The 18,804-nt window shown below is 39.3% G+C and carries 21 protein-coding genes and 3 tRNA genes; 13 read left to right on the top strand and 11 right to left on the bottom strand.

Annotation, left to right across the window (positions count from 1 at the left end):
• Position 1: 1 nt before the first annotated feature.
• Together AC07UV_RS19230 and AC07UV_RS19225 are read left to right on the top strand one after the other, a co-directional pair.
• On the top strand, positions 2-889 hold the full coding sequence (locus AC07UV_RS19230) for a DUF72 domain-containing protein (protein ID WP_282255525.1): 888 nt from the start codon (positions 2-4) through the stop codon (positions 887-889).
• 103 nt (positions 890-992) lie between these two features.
• Complete coding sequence (locus AC07UV_RS19225; protein WP_495184923.1) at positions 993-1,232, top strand: hypothetical protein; 240 nt, start codon at positions 993-995, stop codon at positions 1,230-1,232.
• 97 nt (positions 1,233-1,329) lie between these two features.
• Here AC07UV_RS19225 and eno read toward each other — a convergent pair whose 3' ends face one another.
• The 9 genes from eno to AC07UV_RS19180 form a co-directional block, all read right to left on the bottom strand.
• Positions 1,330-2,625, bottom strand: coding sequence for a phosphopyruvate hydratase (eno, locus tag AC07UV_RS19220; protein WP_223578611.1), 1,296 nt, complete (start codon positions 2,623-2,625; stop codon positions 1,330-1,332).
• A gap of 211 nt (positions 2,626-2,836) precedes the next feature.
• Positions 2,837-3,937, bottom strand: a complete 1,101-nt coding sequence (gene carA, locus AC07UV_RS19215) for a glutamine-hydrolyzing carbamoyl-phosphate synthase small subunit (RefSeq protein ID WP_282255527.1) — start codon at positions 3,935-3,937, stop codon at positions 2,837-2,839.
• Between the two features lie 229 nt (positions 3,938-4,166).
• Complete coding sequence (locus tag AC07UV_RS19210; RefSeq protein ID WP_495184922.1) at positions 4,167-4,478, bottom strand: DUF2752 domain-containing protein; 312 nt, start codon at positions 4,476-4,478, stop codon at positions 4,167-4,169.
• Entirely contained in the window at positions 4,478-4,831 is a 354-nt protein-coding gene (locus tag AC07UV_RS19205; protein WP_282255529.1) for a TM2 domain-containing protein, read from the bottom strand. Before AC07UV_RS19205 ends, AC07UV_RS19210 begins: the two co-directional genes overlap by 1 nt.
• Positions 4,832-5,444: 613 nt before the next feature.
• Positions 5,445-6,443: a GTPase ObgE gene (gene obgE / locus AC07UV_RS19200; protein WP_282255530.1), complete on the bottom strand. Its 999-nt coding sequence runs from the start codon at positions 6,441-6,443 to the stop codon at positions 5,445-5,447.
• Between the two features lie 38 nt (positions 6,444-6,481).
• A complete protein-coding gene (locus AC07UV_RS19195; RefSeq protein ID WP_495184921.1) occupies positions 6,482-7,051 on the bottom strand; it encodes an adenylate kinase in 570 nt (189 codons plus the stop codon).
• 74 nt (positions 7,052-7,125) lie between these two features.
• Positions 7,126-7,199: transfer RNA gene (locus tag AC07UV_RS19190), tRNA-Arg, on the bottom strand.
• Positions 7,200-7,371: 172 nt separating this feature from the next.
• Positions 7,372-7,445 (bottom strand) — tRNA-Arg (locus tag AC07UV_RS19185).
• Positions 7,446-7,476: 31 nt separating this feature from the next.
• Positions 7,477-7,550, bottom strand: a tRNA-Arg gene (locus AC07UV_RS19180).
• Between the two features lie 186 nt (positions 7,551-7,736).
• Between AC07UV_RS19180 and AC07UV_RS19175 the strand changes: the two genes are divergently transcribed.
• A complete protein-coding gene (locus tag AC07UV_RS19175; RefSeq protein ID WP_495184920.1) occupies positions 7,737-8,564 on the top strand; it encodes an alpha/beta fold hydrolase in 828 nt (275 codons plus the stop codon).
• 126 nt (positions 8,565-8,690) lie between these two features.
• On the opposite strand, the gene AC07UV_RS19170 is transcribed toward AC07UV_RS19175, so the two are convergent.
• Positions 8,691-9,026: a DUF3276 family protein gene (locus AC07UV_RS19170; protein ID WP_104382695.1), complete on the bottom strand. Its 336-nt coding sequence runs from the start codon at positions 9,024-9,026 to the stop codon at positions 8,691-8,693.
• Between the two features lie 264 nt (positions 9,027-9,290).
• On the opposite strand from AC07UV_RS19170, the gene AC07UV_RS19165 reads away from it, so the two are divergent.
• The 6 genes from AC07UV_RS19165 (at position 9,291) to AC07UV_RS19140 (ending at position 14,866) form a co-directional block, all read left to right on the top strand.
• The gene (locus AC07UV_RS19165) at positions 9,291-10,172 is read left to right on the top strand and encodes a LiaF transmembrane domain-containing protein (protein WP_495184919.1); all 882 of its coding nucleotides are present in this window, start codon (positions 9,291-9,293) and stop codon (positions 10,170-10,172) included.
• 3 nt (positions 10,173-10,175) lie between these two features.
• Positions 10,176-11,222: a sensor histidine kinase gene (locus AC07UV_RS19160; protein WP_495184918.1), complete on the top strand. Its 1,047-nt coding sequence runs from the start codon at positions 10,176-10,178 to the stop codon at positions 11,220-11,222.
• Complete coding sequence (locus AC07UV_RS19155; RefSeq protein WP_495184917.1) at positions 11,215-11,955, top strand: LytR/AlgR family response regulator transcription factor; 741 nt, start codon at positions 11,215-11,217, stop codon at positions 11,953-11,955. The genes AC07UV_RS19160 and AC07UV_RS19155 overlap by 8 nt, the downstream gene beginning before the upstream one ends.
• Before the next feature lie 31 nt (positions 11,956-11,986).
• Positions 11,987-13,429 carry a serine hydrolase domain-containing protein gene (locus tag AC07UV_RS19150; protein WP_495184916.1) on the top strand — a complete coding sequence of 481 codons (1,443 nt, stop codon included), beginning with the start codon at positions 11,987-11,989 and terminating at the stop codon, positions 13,427-13,429.
• A gap of 313 nt (positions 13,430-13,742) precedes the next feature.
• Positions 13,743-14,717: a 2-hydroxyacid dehydrogenase gene (locus AC07UV_RS19145; RefSeq protein ID WP_495184915.1), complete on the top strand. Its 975-nt coding sequence runs from the start codon at positions 13,743-13,745 to the stop codon at positions 14,715-14,717.
• Positions 14,714-14,866, top strand: coding sequence for a hypothetical protein (locus AC07UV_RS19140; protein ID WP_199768590.1), 153 nt, complete (start codon positions 14,714-14,716; stop codon positions 14,864-14,866). The genes AC07UV_RS19145 and AC07UV_RS19140 overlap by 4 nt, the downstream gene beginning before the upstream one ends.
• Here AC07UV_RS19140 and AC07UV_RS19135 read toward each other — a convergent pair.
• Positions 14,863-15,729, bottom strand: a complete 867-nt coding sequence (locus tag AC07UV_RS19135) for a mechanosensitive ion channel family protein (RefSeq protein ID WP_104382701.1) — start codon at positions 15,727-15,729, stop codon at positions 14,863-14,865. The two genes, AC07UV_RS19140 and AC07UV_RS19135, sit on opposite strands and share 4 nt — an antisense overlap.
• A gap of 147 nt (positions 15,730-15,876) precedes the next feature.
• On the opposite strand from AC07UV_RS19135, the gene AC07UV_RS19130 reads away from it, so the two are divergent.
• From AC07UV_RS19130 to AC07UV_RS19115, 4 genes are all read left to right on the top strand, one after another.
• The gene (locus AC07UV_RS19130) at positions 15,877-16,743 is read left to right on the top strand and encodes a helix-turn-helix domain-containing protein (protein WP_104382702.1); all 867 of its coding nucleotides are present in this window, start codon (positions 15,877-15,879) and stop codon (positions 16,741-16,743) included.
• A 2-nt stretch (positions 16,744-16,745) separates the two neighbouring features.
• Positions 16,746-17,171 (top strand): DUF983 domain-containing protein, encoded by a 426-nt coding sequence (locus AC07UV_RS19125; protein WP_120258463.1) that lies wholly within the window; start codon positions 16,746-16,748, stop codon positions 17,169-17,171.
• A gap of 26 nt (positions 17,172-17,197) precedes the next feature.
• Positions 17,198-18,376, top strand: coding sequence for a cysteine desulfurase family protein (locus AC07UV_RS19120; RefSeq protein ID WP_282255542.1), 1,179 nt, complete (start codon positions 17,198-17,200; stop codon positions 18,374-18,376).
• A gap of 80 nt (positions 18,377-18,456) precedes the next feature.
• Positions 18,457-18,783: a HesB/IscA family protein gene (locus tag AC07UV_RS19115; RefSeq protein WP_282255543.1), complete on the top strand. Its 327-nt coding sequence runs from the start codon at positions 18,457-18,459 to the stop codon at positions 18,781-18,783.
• The last annotated feature ends 21 nt before the right edge of the window (positions 18,784-18,804 follow it).

The following is an 18,804-nucleotide window of genomic DNA, read 5'->3' as shown; positions in this document are numbered from 1 at the left end:
TATGAAATTTGGCCAAGTAGATCATCCCGAAGAGGTAGACTTCACACTGCCTTCTACGTCTCAGGAGACCTTAACCCTCCTACAACATTTCAAAAATAAAGAACCTTTTGAAGTATACGTCGGCTGTGCAAAATGGAACAAACAGGATTTAAAGGGTTTTTATCCCAGAGGAACAAAAGACGAGCTTGTTTACTATGCCAATCAATTTAACAGCATCGAACTGAATGCCACGTTCTATAATTCACCGAGCCTGGAGCAGGTAGAAACCTGGAAAAAGAAAACTCCGGCAGATTTTAAATTCTTCCCAAAAGTCCCCCAGTCTATCAGTCATTTTAGCCGATTGCTTAACGCAACGGATAAAGTCAAGTTGTTTACAGATGCTGTGGTTCGATTTGACGAAAAATTAGGTATGGTCTTCCTGCAAATGCATGACAACTACAGTCCAAAAGATATGGCACGGCTAAAATTATTCCTGCACGACTGGCCAAAAGATGTTCCCTTAGCATTGGAAGTCCGAAATAAGGAATGGTTCTCAAAAGCTGAAGTAACGAATGAACTCTATACCTTATTGGAGGAGACCGGTGTAACCAATGTATTGGTGGATACGGCGGGCAGAAGAGATATGTTGCATATGCGCCTGACTACGCCTGTCGCTTTTATCCGTTATGTCGGTGCCAACCATGCATCGGATTATGCGCGTCTAGATAATTGGATAGAAGTATTAAAACTCTGGCGGGATAATGGATTACAGAAACTATATTTTTTCATCCATCAGAATGTCGAAATTGAATCCCCCCTGCTGGCAACTCACTTTATTAAGAAAATGAATGAAACATTTCATTTGAATCTTAAATATCCAAATAAAGCAACAGGCAATACCTTATTTTAATTAATATAAATCTATGACAAAAATATTGATAGCATTTTCATTTATCCTAGTGGTCTTCTTCTCTTGCAGTGTCCAACAGGCCATAATGAAAACCGATTCAAACATGAAAAAGATACAGCTAGGCATGAGCAAAGAAGAGGTCATCAACACCATGGGAAAGCAATATAAAATCGCTGGCGCAGACCGCCTGGATGATAACGCGATAATGGAATTGATAACTTATGAGAATCCATATAATGAAGAGTATCAGCTATGGTTCAAAAACGAGGTACTCATGAAATGGAATAAAATATATAAATACAATCATAGTCATGATCGAAGTAGAAGGGATACAATCCATTAAATTGTAATTCCTATTCTCTTTCCAGAATAAAACTATGCTAAAAAAATAAGGCCCAATCTACAGATTAGGCCTTATTTTTTAGCATGATAGGGTAAACCTATTTTTTTGCATATTTAAAGTTTTTGCCGATGAAGCGAGCATTACCACCCAATTCTTCTTCGATACGCAACAACTGATTGTATTTAGCCATACGGTCAGAACGAGAAGCTGAACCTGTTTTGATTTGACCACAGTTCAACGCAACTGCCAAGTCAGCGATCGTCGCATCTTCTGTTTCACCTGAACGATGAGACATTACTGAAGTGTAACCAGAATTTTGCGCTAAAGTCACTGCATTGATCGTTTCAGTCAATGAACCGATTTGGTTTACTTTGACCAAAATGGAGTTTGCAGTATGGGTATCGATACCTTGTTGAAGACGTTTTGTATTTGTTACGAAAAGATCATCACCTACCAATTGAACGTGATCGCCAATTTTGTCAGTCAACGTTTTCCAACCAGCCCAGTCATCTTCAGCCATACCATCTTCGATAGAGATAATTGGGTATTTCGCTGTTAATTCGGCTAAATAGCTTGCTTGTTCTTCGCTAGAACGTACCGCTCCTTTATCTCCTTCAAATTTAGCATAATCATATTTGCCATCTTTGTAGAATTCAGAAGAAGCACAATCCAATGCTAAGCAGATGTCTTGACCTGGTTTGTAACCTGCGATTTCAATCGCTTTCAATACTGTCTCGATTGCATCTTCTGTTCCGTCAAATGTCGGTGCAAATCCACCTTCATCACCTACTGCAGTAGAAAGCCCTCTATCGTGTAAGATTTTTTTCAATGTATGAAATACCTCGGTTCCCCAACGTAATGCCTCGGAAAAAGAAGGAGCACCTACTGGCATGATCATAAACTCTTGGAATGCGATAGGCGCATCAGAGTGAGATCCACCGTTGATGATGTTCATCATCGGAATAGGCAATGTATTCGCGTTAACCCCACCAATATAACGGTACAAAGGTTGACGTGACTCTTGTGCAGCTGCTTTTGCTACGGCCAAAGAAACACCAAGGATAGCGTTTGCACCTAAATTACCTTTATTTTCACTACCGTCTAAATCAATCATGATTTTATCGATGGCATTTTGCTCGAAAACATCTACGCCTTCCAAAGCTTTCGCTATTTTGGTGTTTACATTTTCAACAGCTTTCAAAACACCTTTACCCAAGTATTTTGACTTGTCGCCATCGCGCAATTCTACTGCTTCGTGAACACCTGTTGAAGCACCTGAAGGAACAGCTGCACGACCAACAAAACCATTTTGTGTAGTAACATCTACCTCAATTGTAGGGTTACCGCGCGAATCCAAAATTTGACGCGCATGAACATCGATAATTAAACTCATCTCTTTATTAGACTATAATTTATTTTCATTACTTAGTGTAAATAAGACACACTCTTATCTACAGACATTTTTCACAACCAAATATAACAAAAAATGTATTTAATCCGTCATTTATTGTGAATAAAATATGACCAATCTGAATAATTGGTTCAGCAAATACCATAAAAAACCCTCCACAATAGGGAGGGTTTTTATGGTATACTACGTTTGCTTAGTTTTTGATCATTGCAACGAAATCATCAAACAAGTAACGTGAATCGTGAGGACCTGGAGATGATTCAGGGTGATATTGAACCGAGAACGCTTTTTGACCTTTGATACGGATCCCTTCGATAGATTGGTCGTTCAAATTAACGTGCGTTATCTCCACATTTTCGGAATTTTTGATATCTTCAGCTACAACACCAAAACCATGGTTTTGCGAAGTAATTTCACAACGGTTAGCGATAATATTTTTGACCGGGTGATTGATACCACGGTGTCCGTTATGCAATTTACTTGTACGGATACCATTAGCTAACGCTAAAATCTGGTGACCTAAACAGATCCCAAACATCGGCTTGTTTGCGTTCAAAATAGATTTTACAGTTTCGATAGCGTAATCCATTGGTGCTGGATCACCGGGGCCATTTGAAATAAAGTAACCGTCAGGGTTCCATTTTTCCATTTCTTCAAATGTTGTCTTAGCCGGGAAAACCTTTGTATAAACGTCACGTGCCTCAAAATTGCGCAGGATATTTTTCTTGATCCCTAAATCCAATACTGCAACACGTAAAGATGCATTTTCATTTCCGAAGAAATAAGGCTCAGTAGTCGTTACCTTAGAAGATAGCTCAAGACCATCCATCGAAGGAACTTTTGCCAACTGGCTCTTTAATTCTTCAACGTCTAGCGTTTCTGAAGAAATGATTGCATTCATAGCTCCTTTATCACGGATATGTCTTACCAATGAACGTGTATCCACATCGGAAATACCCACCAAATTTCCTTCTTCAAAATAGCTTTGAATAGACTCATCAGCCATTTTACGGCTATAGTTGATGTTGTAGTTTTTACAAACCAAGCCCGCAATCTGAATTTGATTTGATTCGGTATCATCCTCATCAATACCATAGTTACCAATATGTGCATTGGTTGTTACCATGATTTGTCCAAAATAAGATGGATCTGTAAAAATCTCTTGATAACCGGTTGTTCCTGTATTAAAACAGATCTCACCAGTAGTCGTACCAATTTTACCAGCGGCTTTACCGTGATAAACTGTACCATCTTCTAAAACTAAAATTGCAGGCAATTTGCTGTAGTTGGTCATTATCGATGTAATATTATAAAATGTGTATCTCTTCTGTTCTGAATCCTAAAGCCTTCCCTATTGGATATAAAAAAAGCCCTCAAATGGGCTAAAATATTAATTAACAATGCATTACCACGATTGACAAACCGTTTCCTAAGGCACCTACCAATAAAGACTCTACTTTAATTTTCACGGGAGACAAAGTTACGACATATCAGTTAAAAGTGAAAAACATTTTTCAATTATTTTACATCGGACCAGTTTGTCTATGTATAAATCGCCAAAAGTCTCTTAAAATCAAAAAGATGAATACAGGAACGAGCCCAAAAATCATTGGATTTGCAGACCAGGCGTCCCCCCATTGCATTTGTAACAAGGCAATAAAAGCAGTTGTCATTCCGCAACCCGGGCATTCATATCCTGAGATTGCCTTCCAAAGACAAGGAACAAGGATATGAATATCCGTCAGCATGTATAATGCGATAGCGACACCAAAATACCCTATCACAATGCTATAAATCCAATGTAATTGCAGGTATTTCAGCAGCAGATAAACCATTAGTTATTATTTAGCGGGCTTTTGATATATTGACCATCATTATCCTTGTATTTCCCCACAATGATCATGATCAGATCTATAAGCGACCAGATCCCACATCCACCCAGAGTAACTAATTGGAGAACCGCCGTTCCGATCTGCCCCAAATAGAAACGATGTCCACCGAAGGGGCCTAGAAAGAAACAAAATAACAAAGCGGGCAACCAGCGATCATCCTGGATACTGCGATTCTGCTGGAAAGGTTGGTTCGCGTAGAATATAGGCTGTTTCGCGCCACAGAGAGGACAAGCCTCAGCTTTGACATTAATTACCTGACCACATTCCACACAATATTTTTCATCTTCTGTTTTCATTTAGATTTAGTTTGGCGATGGAACTAAAAACCAGTATCCATCAGGGATTAAATAATAGGTTGAAATTAATAAAAAAACTTAAAAAACATATATTTTTTGAATTACGAGTATGCGCGCTAGTTCATCTCCTGCCTCAAAATATCCAACGCGTTGTTACCTGCGGCTAATGGAGAATGATCTATTACCACAAAACTGCGATCTTTTGTTACATAAGCGCAACTTCTTCCTTTATTTTTTTTGCAGCAAGTCAGAAACAACGAGTGACCAAATTTGGTTTTTCAACATTACTTATTCAGTGATTGTTCAGTGCTTGTTCAGTGATCACTCAATATAGACTGAATAAATAGTGAATGAGCACTGAATAAAAATTGATTGAAAATTGTGATTAGGAATAAGTTGGTAGTTGGATGTATCCGTTTTAATGTTTATCTTAATTCGTTATAATCAGCCAATTGGAGCAATCATCAAAAAGGGAATTATACCAAAAGTTTGGGGACAGTAATTTTTAAACATAAAATTTCATCTGCTTGATCCCATTTTTAACCGCAAATAATATAAACAGGAAAGGCGCTTCATGACATGAAGCGCCTTTCCTGTTTATATTATTCAACTATTAAGAGTTTATTGCTTTCCAGATCATATCTTTCAATGGCAGAATATTTTTACCGCTGACAGATGAGATGAAAATATACGGAAGCCCCTCAGGAAGCTGCTGTTCCATTTCCTTCTCAAGTTCATCATCAAGCATATCAGATTTTGTAATCGCCAATAACTTGGGTTTATCCGCTAGCTCGGGATTATATGCTGTCAATTCATTCAGTAAAATACCATACTCTTCCGCTATCGTGCGGTCTGTATCAGCAGGCACCATAAATAACAATACTGAATTGCGTTCAATGTGTCTTAAGAAACGATAACCGAGTCCCTTCCCTTCCGAAGCACCCTCAATGATCCCCGGAATATCGGCCATCACAAACGAGCGGTTATCACGATAACTCACCATACCGAGATTAGGCACCAATGTGGTAAATGGATAATTAGCAATTTCAGGTTTTGCTGCCGAGACTACAGACAACAAGGTTGATTTACCTGCATTCGGAAAACCTACCAGACCAACGTCTGCTAGCACCTTAAGTTCGAGAATCATCCATTGCTCTTTGCCTGGCATCCCCGGTTGCGAAAATCGAGGTGTCTGTTTTGTAGGCGACTTAAAATGCCAGTTACCTAAACCACCCTTTCCTCCCGGAACCAAGATCTTCGTCTCACCATCTTCGGTAATATCAAACAACACCTCACCGGTCTCTGCATCCTTGGCAATGGTACCCAACGGCACCTCCAATATTTCATCATGACCAGTGGCACCTGTCCGTAGCGAACTACCACCAGATTCACCATTGGAGGCAATGATATGTTTGCGGTACTTTAGATGGAGTAATGTCCAAATATTAGTCGTTCCTTTTAGGATAATATGTCCTCCACGGCCGCCATCACCACCATCAGGTCCTCCCGTAGCTGTGTGCTTGTCACGATGCAAATGAGCCGAACCTGCCCCACCATGTCCCGAACGACAACACACTTTCACATAATCAACAAAATTCGATCCTTGCGCCATTTACAATGTATTACAGTCTAAAAAAGTATTTATTTCAATTAATAATTATCGATAATATCCGTTAGGTTTTTGAAGATTGTATCTATATCGCCAATACCATCTACCTTGGACAATTTACCTTGTGCTTCGTAATAAGGCAACACATGAATTGTTTTTGTAAAATATTCATCAATGCGTTTTACCAATTTATCAGCATCGTCATCTGAACGGCCAGAGATCTCTCTACGTTTAGCGATGCGCGCTTTCAGTTCGTCTTCATTTACATCCAGTGCGATTACAACTGAGATTGACGTGTTGACACCTTCCAAAAAAGCATCCAATGCCTCAGCTTGAACAACAGTACGTGGGAATCCGTCAAAAATAAATCCTTTTGCTTCAGGGTTCTTTTTCACTTCCTCTTCCAGCATTGCTATCGTAATCGAATCTGGCACTAAATTTCCCTCAGCAATAATCTGGCTTACTTGTTGACCAAGTGGCGTTTGACCTTTAATATGTGCTCTAAAAATATCACCAGTTGAAATATGAATCAATTGATATTTTTCAATAAGCTTTGCAGATTGAGTTCCCTTACCTGCACCCGGAGGGCCAAATATTACAAGGTTTAGCATAGTTTTATTTAAGAAATTAAAACGAGTTAAAAAATAAAAGCCTAATCACAGATGATGACTAGGCTTTTCAGTCGTGCGCTCCAAGGGAGTCGAACCCCTAACCTTCTGATCCGTAGTCAGATGCTCTATCCAATTGAGCTAGGAGCGCAGTAAACCATTACGTTTAGAACTCTGTCCCATTTGTTTTGGTGACGCAAATATAGTCAGAATTCATTTTTTTACAAATTTTTTTTCAAAAAGAAGTTTCCATACACCCAAATATTCTACGCTTACTTCACCTTCTTTTATGAAAAAAGCCAATCTTCAAGATTGGCTTTTTGTGCACTCCAAGGGAGTCGAACCCCTAACCTTCTGATCCGTAGTCAGACGCTCTATCCAATTGAGCTAGGAATGCTTCTTTTTAATAATACAGAAGCTGTATATTGTGCGCGCCAAGGGAGTCGAACCCCTAACCTTCTGATCCGTAGTCAGATGCTCTATCCAATTGAGCTAGGTGCGCTGGGCAACCAAAACAAATCCGTATCCTTTTCCGTTTTGGTGATGCAAATATCGATATATTTATCGATTTAACAAACATTTTTTCTCTTTTTTTAACTTTATGAAACAACATTTCGTTTATCTCGTTGATAATATTATATTTAAAATATCAACTTTTTTTTCAGACACTGACAAATTGTTATTATTCATGAGCAAAAGAGAATTAAAACTCAGCAAAATCCGCATTGGAGATATCAGCATCTCCTATTATATCCGTCCTAGCACAACATACCCTGCCCCTAAAACCGTGTTATTTATCCATGGGTTCCCTTTCAATAAGAATACCTGGAAACAACAATTGTTAGATCTTGACGAGGAATATACAGGGATTGCCCTAGATGTCAGAGGACATGGCCTCAGTACAAATGGACATGGTTTCTTTTCCGTCGATGTGTTTGCAAAAGATCTTGTTGAATTTATCCGGAAATTGGATCTCAATCATGTTGTGCTCTGCGGTATCTCCATGGGTGGTTATATCGCCTTGCGTACCTATGAGTTGATCGGCCAGCAGCTCGCCGGTTTAATTTTATGTGACACCAACTCCCTTGCTGATGATAATAAAGGCAAACAAAAACGATTTGATTCCATACAGGCATTGCTTAAATATGGCCGAAGACCGTTTGCTATCGGTTTTACGGAAAATGTATTCTATGAAAAAACAATCCGAGAAAACCCTGAAGCCGTTGAACTCATCAAGAGCTGTATCCGTAGAAATGAGCTTTCCAGTATATGTTCAACACAACTCGCCCTGGCTTCCCGGACAGACACGACACATTCCCTGAAAACGATTATTATCCCCACACTAGTCATTAAAGGCAAACACGATAAATTGATGAGCGAAGAGCAGACGAGCATTCTTATCGAAAATATCCCTGATGTTAGATTTATGGAATTTGAAGAATCAGGGCATCTGCCGAATCTTGAAGAACCCGAAAAGTTCAATAGGGTATTGAATGAATTTTTAGCCAGTATATAAGATCCTCGTTATTGCGAAGCTATCATGAGGGGATCATAAAACCAAAAACTCAGGAAAGTCCGAATATAAAAAAAGCCACACGAGTGGCTTTATTTCTTTTTTCATTGAGATTTCATCCTGGGTACGTTAGAACGAAAAATCATCTTTTGAACGACTATCGGCTTCTTCTGCGTACGCATCGTCAAAGTTAGGCTCATAACGTTTTTCGATTACTTCTTGGTTAGACTTAATGTAATTTACAACATCTGTCAAACCCTCCGCAAACTTCTCAAAATCTTCTTTGTATAAGAAAATCTTATGCTTAATAAACTGGCCATCCTCAAAGCGCTTCTTGCTTTCTGTGATAGTAATGTAGTAATCGTTCGATCGAGTTGCTTTTACATCAAAAAAATAAGTTCGCTTACCTGCTCTCACCTTTTTTGAAAAAACCTCTTCACGCTCTTTGTTTTCAAAATCTCCCATTGGTTGTTATTTAAGTTTAAAGTAATCTTAATCTTTGATAAATATATAATAATTCATTTTAATACACCAAATAATATTAAAAAAAAAGACAATAAACCGTAAAAATGGCATATCCATTCCATCGACGGTCGATAAAAATTAAACAACAAGATTTTTTACCGACGAAATCAGTACATTTACCGAAAATATAAGTTGTATTACCTAAAGCGAATATGCATAGTTTATTTGTGCCTCTATCTTTGAGTCATAAATAGTAAAAACATTATGGAAAAAGAACCTATCATACCAAACAGCAATAACAGCCGCAATATCGTGGGGGCCATTGTCATCATCGTAGGTATATTCTTATTATTGAATAACCTGAATTTAGGAGACTGGTTTCCGGACTGGTTATTTAGCTGGCCAACAATATTGATCATTATTGGTTTAGTGATTGGCGTAAACTCTCAATTTCAGAAAAAATCGGCAATCATCTTATTGATTATCGGTGGTGCCAGCCTGATTTCCCGAATGATGCGTACGGACTTTGGATCAGTAACCGTCCCTATTATCATCATTTCGCTTGGGATTTATTTTATCATGAGTAAACGGAAACCGCCGATGGTTCCGCCTGCTTACCCTAATCCACCACAGAATCCTTACGATTGGGATAAGCGCGTCAATAGTCCTACAGATACTCCGGCGGACGCCACAGCCCCCGATGCAGAGGCAAAACCTTTTAACGAACAATACGGACCAAGCCAACAAGCCTCGCCTAACGCGCAGGCTTTTGGCAACAAAGATAATAGTTCATTTCATCAGTCTTTTGAGGACAGCCTTAATCTGAATACGATTTTTGCAGGCCAAAAGAAAGTCATTTATTCCAAACAATTTAGAGGTGGCAATTTGACCAACGTCTTCGGAAGTATTGAATTGGATCTAACAAAGGCAGATATCCAACAGGCAATTGTCATCGATACATTTCAATTATTTGGCAGCGCACGTATTATTATCCCACCACATTGGACGGTATTCAGCAATGTAGCCTCCATTTTAGGATCTGTCGATGACCGGAGATTTCAGACGATATACAATCCTGACACCGATAAAAAGATCTATATCACTGGAACATGTATATTGGGCAATTTAACGATAAAAAATGCTTAATAGATGAAAAACAAACTGTCTCTCAGTGTTAAAAGTCGATTAATAGGCATTATTTGTATATCCGTATTTATCGGATATCTTGCATTACAATATTTACTGATGCTACGTTCAGGATTTGATTCCGAGCTGGCATTTAAAGATTCATTGATCAATAGTGCTGTGATGATGTTTTGCTGCTATGGCATGTCCTCTGCGTTAAACTTCTACACACCACAACCCCGCGAGATATGGAAGGTGCTGATTATAGGCCTGATTATGGCCGCCATTAGTACTGGGTTGAGCCGTTTTATAATGAGCTATTTTATTCAGCCCAACTTTATCACGCTACTGGATTTAACACTACCATTTCGTGGTATCGTTAACTTCCTTATCCTCACTTCTGTTGCTATTATCAATATCGTCTGGAATATCCAGGAAGATAATATCAATAACATCAAACGGAAACAAGAGTCCGAAAATCTGCTTCGCGAGGCGGAGCTCTATAATTTACGGCAGCAGCTGCAGCCACACTTTTTATTTAACAGCTTAAATTCGATCATCGCTCTAATTGGCGCGAATCCGGATGAAGCGCGTAATATGACATTTCAACTATCTGATTTTTTACGGGGCACGATGAGAAAGGAAAACAATCAGATTATCACACTGGAAGAAGAACTGGACCATCTACAACTTTATCTTGATATTGAAAAAGTACGTTTTGGCCATCGTCTAAACACTTCCATCTCCTCCTCTGAGGAGATATTTAGTAATAAATTGCCAGCAATGATCATCCAGCCTTTGGTAGAGAATGCCATTAAGCATGGACTGTACAATATAACCGACCAAGTCGAAATACAAATTAAATGCACCTCGAATGAGGGACAACTCCTAATTCAAATTACCAATCCATTTGATGTCGAGGAGCAATCAAGTCCTAAAAAAGGTACCGGATTTGGGCTTTCCAGTATTCAACGCAGATTATATCTTTTATATGGAAGAAATGATCTTATGGAGACACAGATTCAGGACAATATATTTACTAGCACCCTAAAAATACCTCAATATGATTAAAGTCGTTATCATTGATGATGAACCCTTAGCACGCTCCATTATTTCGGGCTATTTAAAAAATGAAGCCGATGTAACCATTATGGCTGAATGTGGAGATGGTTTTGAAGGCGTTAAAGCGATCCAGACACATGAACCTGATCTGGTTTTTTTGGATGTCCAAATGCCTAAATTGACCGGTTTTGAAATGCTCGAATTGGTGGACAACCCTCCTGCCGTTATTTTCACCACAGCATTTGACGAATATGCGTTAAAGGCCTTCGAAAAGAATGCACTGGATTATCTGCTAAAACCGGTCTCCCCGATGCGTTTCAAAAAAGCCTTGGAGAAATTTAGGTCGAGCTATTCTGCACCCGAGAAGAAGGTCCAACCTAACTATGAGGTACTCGCTGCACAAGACGAAACAAAGATCGACCGTATTGTTGTCAAAACAGGTACACAAATCAAAATAATCCCAATTGATACCGTCAAATACCTAGAGTCTTATGATGACTACGTAAAAATTCATACCAAAGATGGCATGTATCTCAAGAATAAGACCATGGCGTTTTTCGAAAAATCCCTAGATCCAAACCAGTTTGTACGTATACATCGTTCGTTTATCATCAAAGTCGATCAATTGGCTAAATTGGAGCCCTATGAAAAAGACTCTTATATTGCTGCGCTGATCTCTGGAGAGAAGCTCAATATCAGTAAATCAGGCTATGCCCGATTAAAACAATTGATTGGAATTTAAACATTCCGTAGATTTGTGCCTAACAATGGTTATGAAACATTTTTATACAGCAATCTTGTTGGGCATCACATCTTACTCCTTTGCTCAGACAAATCAAGCAGAACAGGTCAACAAAGGAGTTTACAATAGATTGGAATTCTTCATCAATTCCCAGATGACAGACTCTGCCTATAATCTAGCGAGCAATTCTTATAAACAACAATATAGTCTTCCAAAGTTTACACAGATACTGCGACAGATCTACCCTTTGGGAAGGATCAAAAGTTCAGATATCACTAATTTCGAAAAAGGTACAGCAACCTATCGTCTGGATTTTGACGGTCAGACTTATGAAGTATTGTTTGCGACAGATTCGACACTCAAGTTTAACACCCTGCACTTTAGTCAGCTGAATGAACCTACAGCAGACAAAAATATTACCGAGAAACCGATTGAGACTGCGATCGCAACGAAAGCCGTCGACAAAGAGGATTTTTTCATCGATTCTGTTGCAAATTCTTACCTAAAACAACAAAACACACAGTCGCTTGCGATAGGTATTATTAAAAATGGGCAGTCGAAAACCTATTTTTACGGCGAGACCGCAAAAGGTAACCAAACATTACCGACAAAAACCTCGCCCTATGAAATTGGTTCACTCAGCAAAGTCTTTACAGCTATCCTATTATCAAATCTTGTTGAGGAAGGAACAATTACCTTGGATCAACCTATATCATTATTCCTTCCAGATACACTAAAAAAGAATGAGGACCTGGCGAAGATAACTTTTCAGATGTTAGCCAACCATACCTCGGGATTCCCACGACTTCCCGACAATTTTGATAAAGTAAAAGGATACAACCAAAATGATCCCTACAAAGGATACGATAAAAAAGCACTCTATAGTTATTTATCCAGTTTCAAAAACAAAAAAACACCCGGAGAAGAATACGAGTACAGCAATTTGGGTTATGCAATATTAGGCGATATCATCTGTAGTATCTATAAAAAGCCATATGACCAGATTGTTCGTGAAATCATCTGCAAACCGCTCGACATGAATAATACCTTTCAGGTATTAGATCCTAAAAGAAAAGATACCTTTAAAGTATACAATAAAGAAGGACAAGAAGTAACCTCTTGGTCTTTCGACACTTTTAGCGCTGCAGGTGGATTAAAATCAACTGTGGAAGATCTGCTTAAATTTGTAAATGCACAGTTTAAGATGCCACAGAGCCCGCTAGAAAATGCGATGGCCAACACGAAATTATTTACTTTCTTTCTCCCTCCTGATACGGACTTGGGATTGGCATGGCACATGAACCTACTTGATGATCTTACTTTTTATTGGCACAATGGCGGTACAGCAGGAAGCAGCTCCTACCTCGCCTTGTCTCCAGATAAAAAAAGTGCCGTCGTCATCTTGTCCAATACTGCAATCTCTGTCGACGATAAGGGAAAAAGCATTTTAGACAATCTGCTTCATACAAAATAAGATCTTCCTGCCTTTTGCATTAACTGCGATGAAAATTCACTGCAGGTTGTTTCAGGCAAATAGACTAAGTGTAGTCAGCTCATTGATACCTTAAAAAACGAATACGAATCAAGAAAAAAGACATTTTAAAAAAACAAAATATTATTATCAGAGCTATATCGAAACAACGATATAGCTTTTTTTGTTGTCATAAAAAGGGTTATTTTTTTGTTGTTACACAAACTGTTAACCATTAACTTTGATTAACAGCCCAAATAAACTGGGCACTTATAATTTTATTTTACAACAGGCTCCACGATAGCATTACATTTACATGAAGATATTTATCACAAAACGAATCCCACAAAAAGGTATCGATCTATTAACGACAACTGGACATGAGGTAGCAATACATGATTCCGCTACCCCGCTTTCCCCTACCGAACTTATCTGGGCAGGACAACAGGTCGATTATGTACTAAATGGTGGTATGCAAAAGTTTGACGAAGAATTTTTCCAAAACTGTCCCAATCTTAAAGCGTTATCCCTTATGAGTGTTGGTTACGATAACGTTGACATCCTTGCAGCAACGAAATATGGTATCCCTGTGAGCAATACACCAGGTGTGCTTTCTGGCGCTACAGCTGATGTTGCTTTCCTATTGATGCTGGCCGTTTCCAGGAAAGCTTTCTTCAATCACAAACAGATTTTGCAAGGCCAATGGAAAGGTTTCGACCCCACAGCACATCTGGGTATTGAACTCAATAATAAAACATTGGGTATCTATGGGCTTGGACGGATCGGTCTTGAATTTGCCCGTAAAGCAAGGGCTGCTTATAATATGGAAATCATTTATTATAACCGTGGGCGTAACTTGGAGGCTGAACGGATCTTGGGGGCGAGATATGTCAACTTTGATGATCTGTTAACCCAAAGTGACGTGCTTTCCATTCACGCTGCACTCACAGCGGAGACATCCAATAGATTTAATCGGGATACATTTAAGCGCATGAAAAACTCCGCGATTCTGGTCAATACGGCACGTGGCGGATTAGTGCAGGAGGAAGACCTCGCCAATGCTTTACGCACAGGTGAATTATGGGGAGCGGGACTCGATGTCACAAACCCTGAACCCATGGCAGCAGACAACCCACTACTGAATCTTGAAAATGTATGTATTCTACCGCATATCGGATCTGCAACTGTGGAAACCAGAGACAATATGGCCCTAATGGCGGCAAGCAATTTATTGGCAGCGATCAAAGGTGAAAAGATGCCACAAACTATAAATCCAGAAGTATATTCATGAAACGACATTTCTTTCAGTTCCTGAATAAGCTCAATAAAGCAATCCTTCCCAAATATGGGAAGCAGGATCCCTTGAAACTAAAAAAGTACCAACAGGCCATATTAGCCTACCGGTACTTTATTCTTATTCGTGCCCTGGCAGATGATTAAATATCTGTTTTGACTTGTTTTCCCTGATCGTTCCCATTAGAAATAATGCTGATCTGTGTTGGATTCGGAGCTACACTCATATCATTTCGTTCCAGTTCAAGCATAATTTTTTCCTGCATTGAATTCCTTGCCGGCCAATAATGCTCGCGCTTTGTCCATGCTCTTACGGTCAACACAATAGCGCTCGTTCCCAGTTCTTTCACAAATACTGTCGGTTCGGGTGTAGTCAAAACGGTCTCATTCGAGCGAAGCACCCGAAGGATAATATCCTTTGCGTCCTTTATGTTCTTATCGTACGATATGCTTACAGTATATTCAAACATCCGTTGAACGATTTTTGTATAATTCTTGATCACCGAATTAGCTAATGGACCATTCGGACTAAAGATTCGCACGCCATCGTCACCAATCAATGTTGAATATAAAATATCAATCCGCTCGACAGTTCCTGCTGTACCATTCGCACTTGAGATGTAGTCTCCTACTTCGAAAGGTCTAAACATCAGGATCAACACCCCACCGGCAAAGTTGCTTAGGCTTCCCTGAAGTGCCATACCGACAGCCAAACCAAAGGCAGACAATGCCGCTATAAAGGAGGTCGTCTGTATGCCAATCTGACTGGCAACGGTCAACATCAACATCACCCACATCACAATCCTTACGATACTGGAGATAAATGCACGTATTGAAGGATCAACATTTCTCTTCTCAAAACGCTTGTGCAATAATCGGTTGACCAGATCGATAACATATTTGCCAATAATCAATAAAATAATACCACCTATAATACCTGGTATTGAATCAATGACGATATCGGTCAATCGTCCAAATCTAGTCCCTAGACTATTTAAATTACTTTCCATGTTTATTAAATATATTTCCATGCTTTTTGAAACAAGGATTGTTCCAACATCCAAACTTACCTTTCAAAATATTAAAATCGTTGAAAAATACCACAAAAGACCAAATTAACACCACTATAAAAAGAATATTTGAGCTAACTTTGTAGTATGAATAGAAAAAACACCATTCCTATTATAGATAGTTGCAGTCTCGATCTCAACAATAAAACAACTATCCATATTGATGACTTAAGTGAATACGTCATCAAACATGCGAATATGGTGTTTCCTCACAAGCACAATTTTTTTCATTTTGTATTATTTACGAAAGGTTCAGGTGATCACATCATCGATTTCAATCATTATAAAATTAAACCCTTTCAAATCTACTTCATGGCTCCGGGTCAAGTGCATACCTGGAATTTTGTCGGCGATGAAGGAGGCTATGTCGTCAATTTTTCGGTCGACTATTTCCAATCGTTTTTATTACGTACAGATTATCTGGAGCGTTTCAGTTTCCTACAGGGCAAAATTGAGCATTTAATTTTTGAACTGGAAGGACCTTGTCGTGCTCAGGCAACGAATATTCTGGATGAAATCTTATCGGCGAAGTCTAGCGGCCTATCCGAAGATTATATCCGTACACTGCTACTCCAATTTCTATTATATGTCTCCATTTGTTCAGAAAAGGAACAAAAAGACGGAAGCAACCCCTATAATCATAAAATATTCAATAGCTTTCAGCAATTGGTTGAACAACAGTTTAAATCTACCAAATTACCGAGTGTATATGCGGATCAACTATTTATCACCCCAAATCACCTGAATGCGATCTGTAAATCCTATATCGGTCAGTCCGCTGGAGAGATCATCCGCAACCGGATTGTCCTGGAAGCAAAGCGACTGTTAATTAATCGAAATTTAAATATCACTGAAATTGCAAATGAATTGCAGTTTAAGGACAACTCTTATTTCACCAAATTTTTTAAAAAATCCACTGATCTCACACCCGAGGAGTTCAGAAAACAACTATAACTATGGAAGAAGTTAAATACGAACTATCGGAATTCAAAGCCGCATGGCAAGCAAAATGTCCAAGATGTAGAGTCGGTCATGTCTACAAAGGCCCTGCCTATGGCCTAAAGGTACAAAAGATGAACAGTCATTGTGAATACTGTGGTCTCCGTTATGAGCGTGAGCCGGGTTATTTCTATGGTGCGATGTATGTCACCTATGCATTTGCTATCGCAGAGATGGTGACGGCCTGTATGGCAACTTACATCCTTACCGGCAATGATTCGTCCTTCATTCTTTATGCGACTGTTGCTATATTAAGTGTTGTATTAATGTCTCCTTTCAATTACCGATATTCACGTGTCATTTTGATGTATTGGCTGACGCCGGGATTGCGCTATGATCCCAATGTCAAAAAGAAGGAAGTTGATGTGAAAGCTTCTGCATAAACATCATTATCCTTATCTTTATGCTGATGAAGGATATCCTATATTTGGACAACAATGCAACCACCCGAATTTTGGATGAAGTATGGCAGGAGATGATCCCATATTTCATCCAAAATTATGCAAATGCGTCCAGTGTTTATCACCAGATGGGTAGAGCCGCAAATGCAGCGATTCAACAGAGCAGAGCGCAAGTCGCCGAGGCTTTACATTGTACGCCAAAGGAAATTTTTTTCAATTCCGGAGCTACCGAAAGCATCAATACCGTACTGCAGGGTGTATTTGATAAATACCGGTCTCAAGGAAATCATATCATTACAGCCACTACAGAGCATAAAGCAGTATTAAGCTGCTGTGAACAACTGAGCAAACAAGGGGCTCAAATCACCTATCTTCCCGTTGACAGTCAGGGGCACATAGTCTTGGATGATCTTAAAAATGCCATTACCGCCAAAACCATATTAATCTGTCTGATGGCTGCGAATAATGAGACTGGTGTACTGACTGAGATCGAACAGGTGGCCTCCATCTGCAATAAAGAAGATATTCTATTTTTTTGCGACGCCACACAAGCAATCGGAAAAGTTGCGATCGACCTCCAGCAGCTTCCTATTGATCTTTTATGTCTGAGTGCACATAAAATTCATGGCCCAAAAGGAATTGGTGCACTTTATATCCGACGCAAATCAAAGCCCATTCAGCTTACTTCATTAATTTTAGGTGGTGGTCAGGAGAATGGTTTTCGGGGGGGCACCTACAATGTTCCGGCCATCGTCGGCTTTGGAAAGGCGATCTCTATGCTAAACCCACAAGCCTATACAATCGTTCGGGCATATCGGGATCTATTGGAAGCCGAACTGGCTGATATTCCTGAAATTATTATACATGGGCAAAATACCCTCCGCCTACCGACGACAAGCTATATCAGTTTCAAGCATGTGCTCGCAAGCGAGATTATGACCGCCTGTCCTACTTTGGCCCTATCCTCCGGCTCCGCCTGTGTTACCGGATCAAGGGAACCCTCACATGTACTGCTCGCCATGGGTATATCCAAAGAAGATGCACTTTCTGCAATCAGATTTAGTCTAAGTATATTGACCACAGATGAAGAAATCCTACAATGCGCACAATTAATCAAAGAGGCTGTACAAAAAATAAGAGATCAATCGCCCATATGGCAACTTTATAAGGCTGGATTGATCAGTTAATTTATGACATTCTAAAAACTTAAGAGCAGACGAAATATAGCGATATTGTATGTATCTTTGTTGTAGACAAAGATACAACTATGATTACAGTTACTGATAAAGCAAAAACTCGTATCGAGGCAATCATGAAGGATGAGCAATATGACGACAATTACTTTGTGCGTGTTGCTGTAGAAAGTGGTGGTTGCTCAGGCTTAAGCTATAAACTGAATTTCGATAATGAGGAAAAAAAGGGAGACCAGTTTTTCGAAGATAAAGGAGTTAAAATCTGTTTGGATATCAAATCATTCCTCTATTTAGCGGGAACGGAACTTGATTACTCCGATGGGTTGGACGGAAAAGGATTTGAATTCCATAATCCAAATGCAAGCCGTACATGTGCCTGTGGCGAGAGTTTCTCGGTATAAGCGGATCCCATTCCATAAAAT

The organism is Sphingobacterium sp. GW821-FHT03E03 (assembly GCF_059420745.1).
This window is presented reverse-complemented; position numbering and strand designations above follow the sequence as displayed.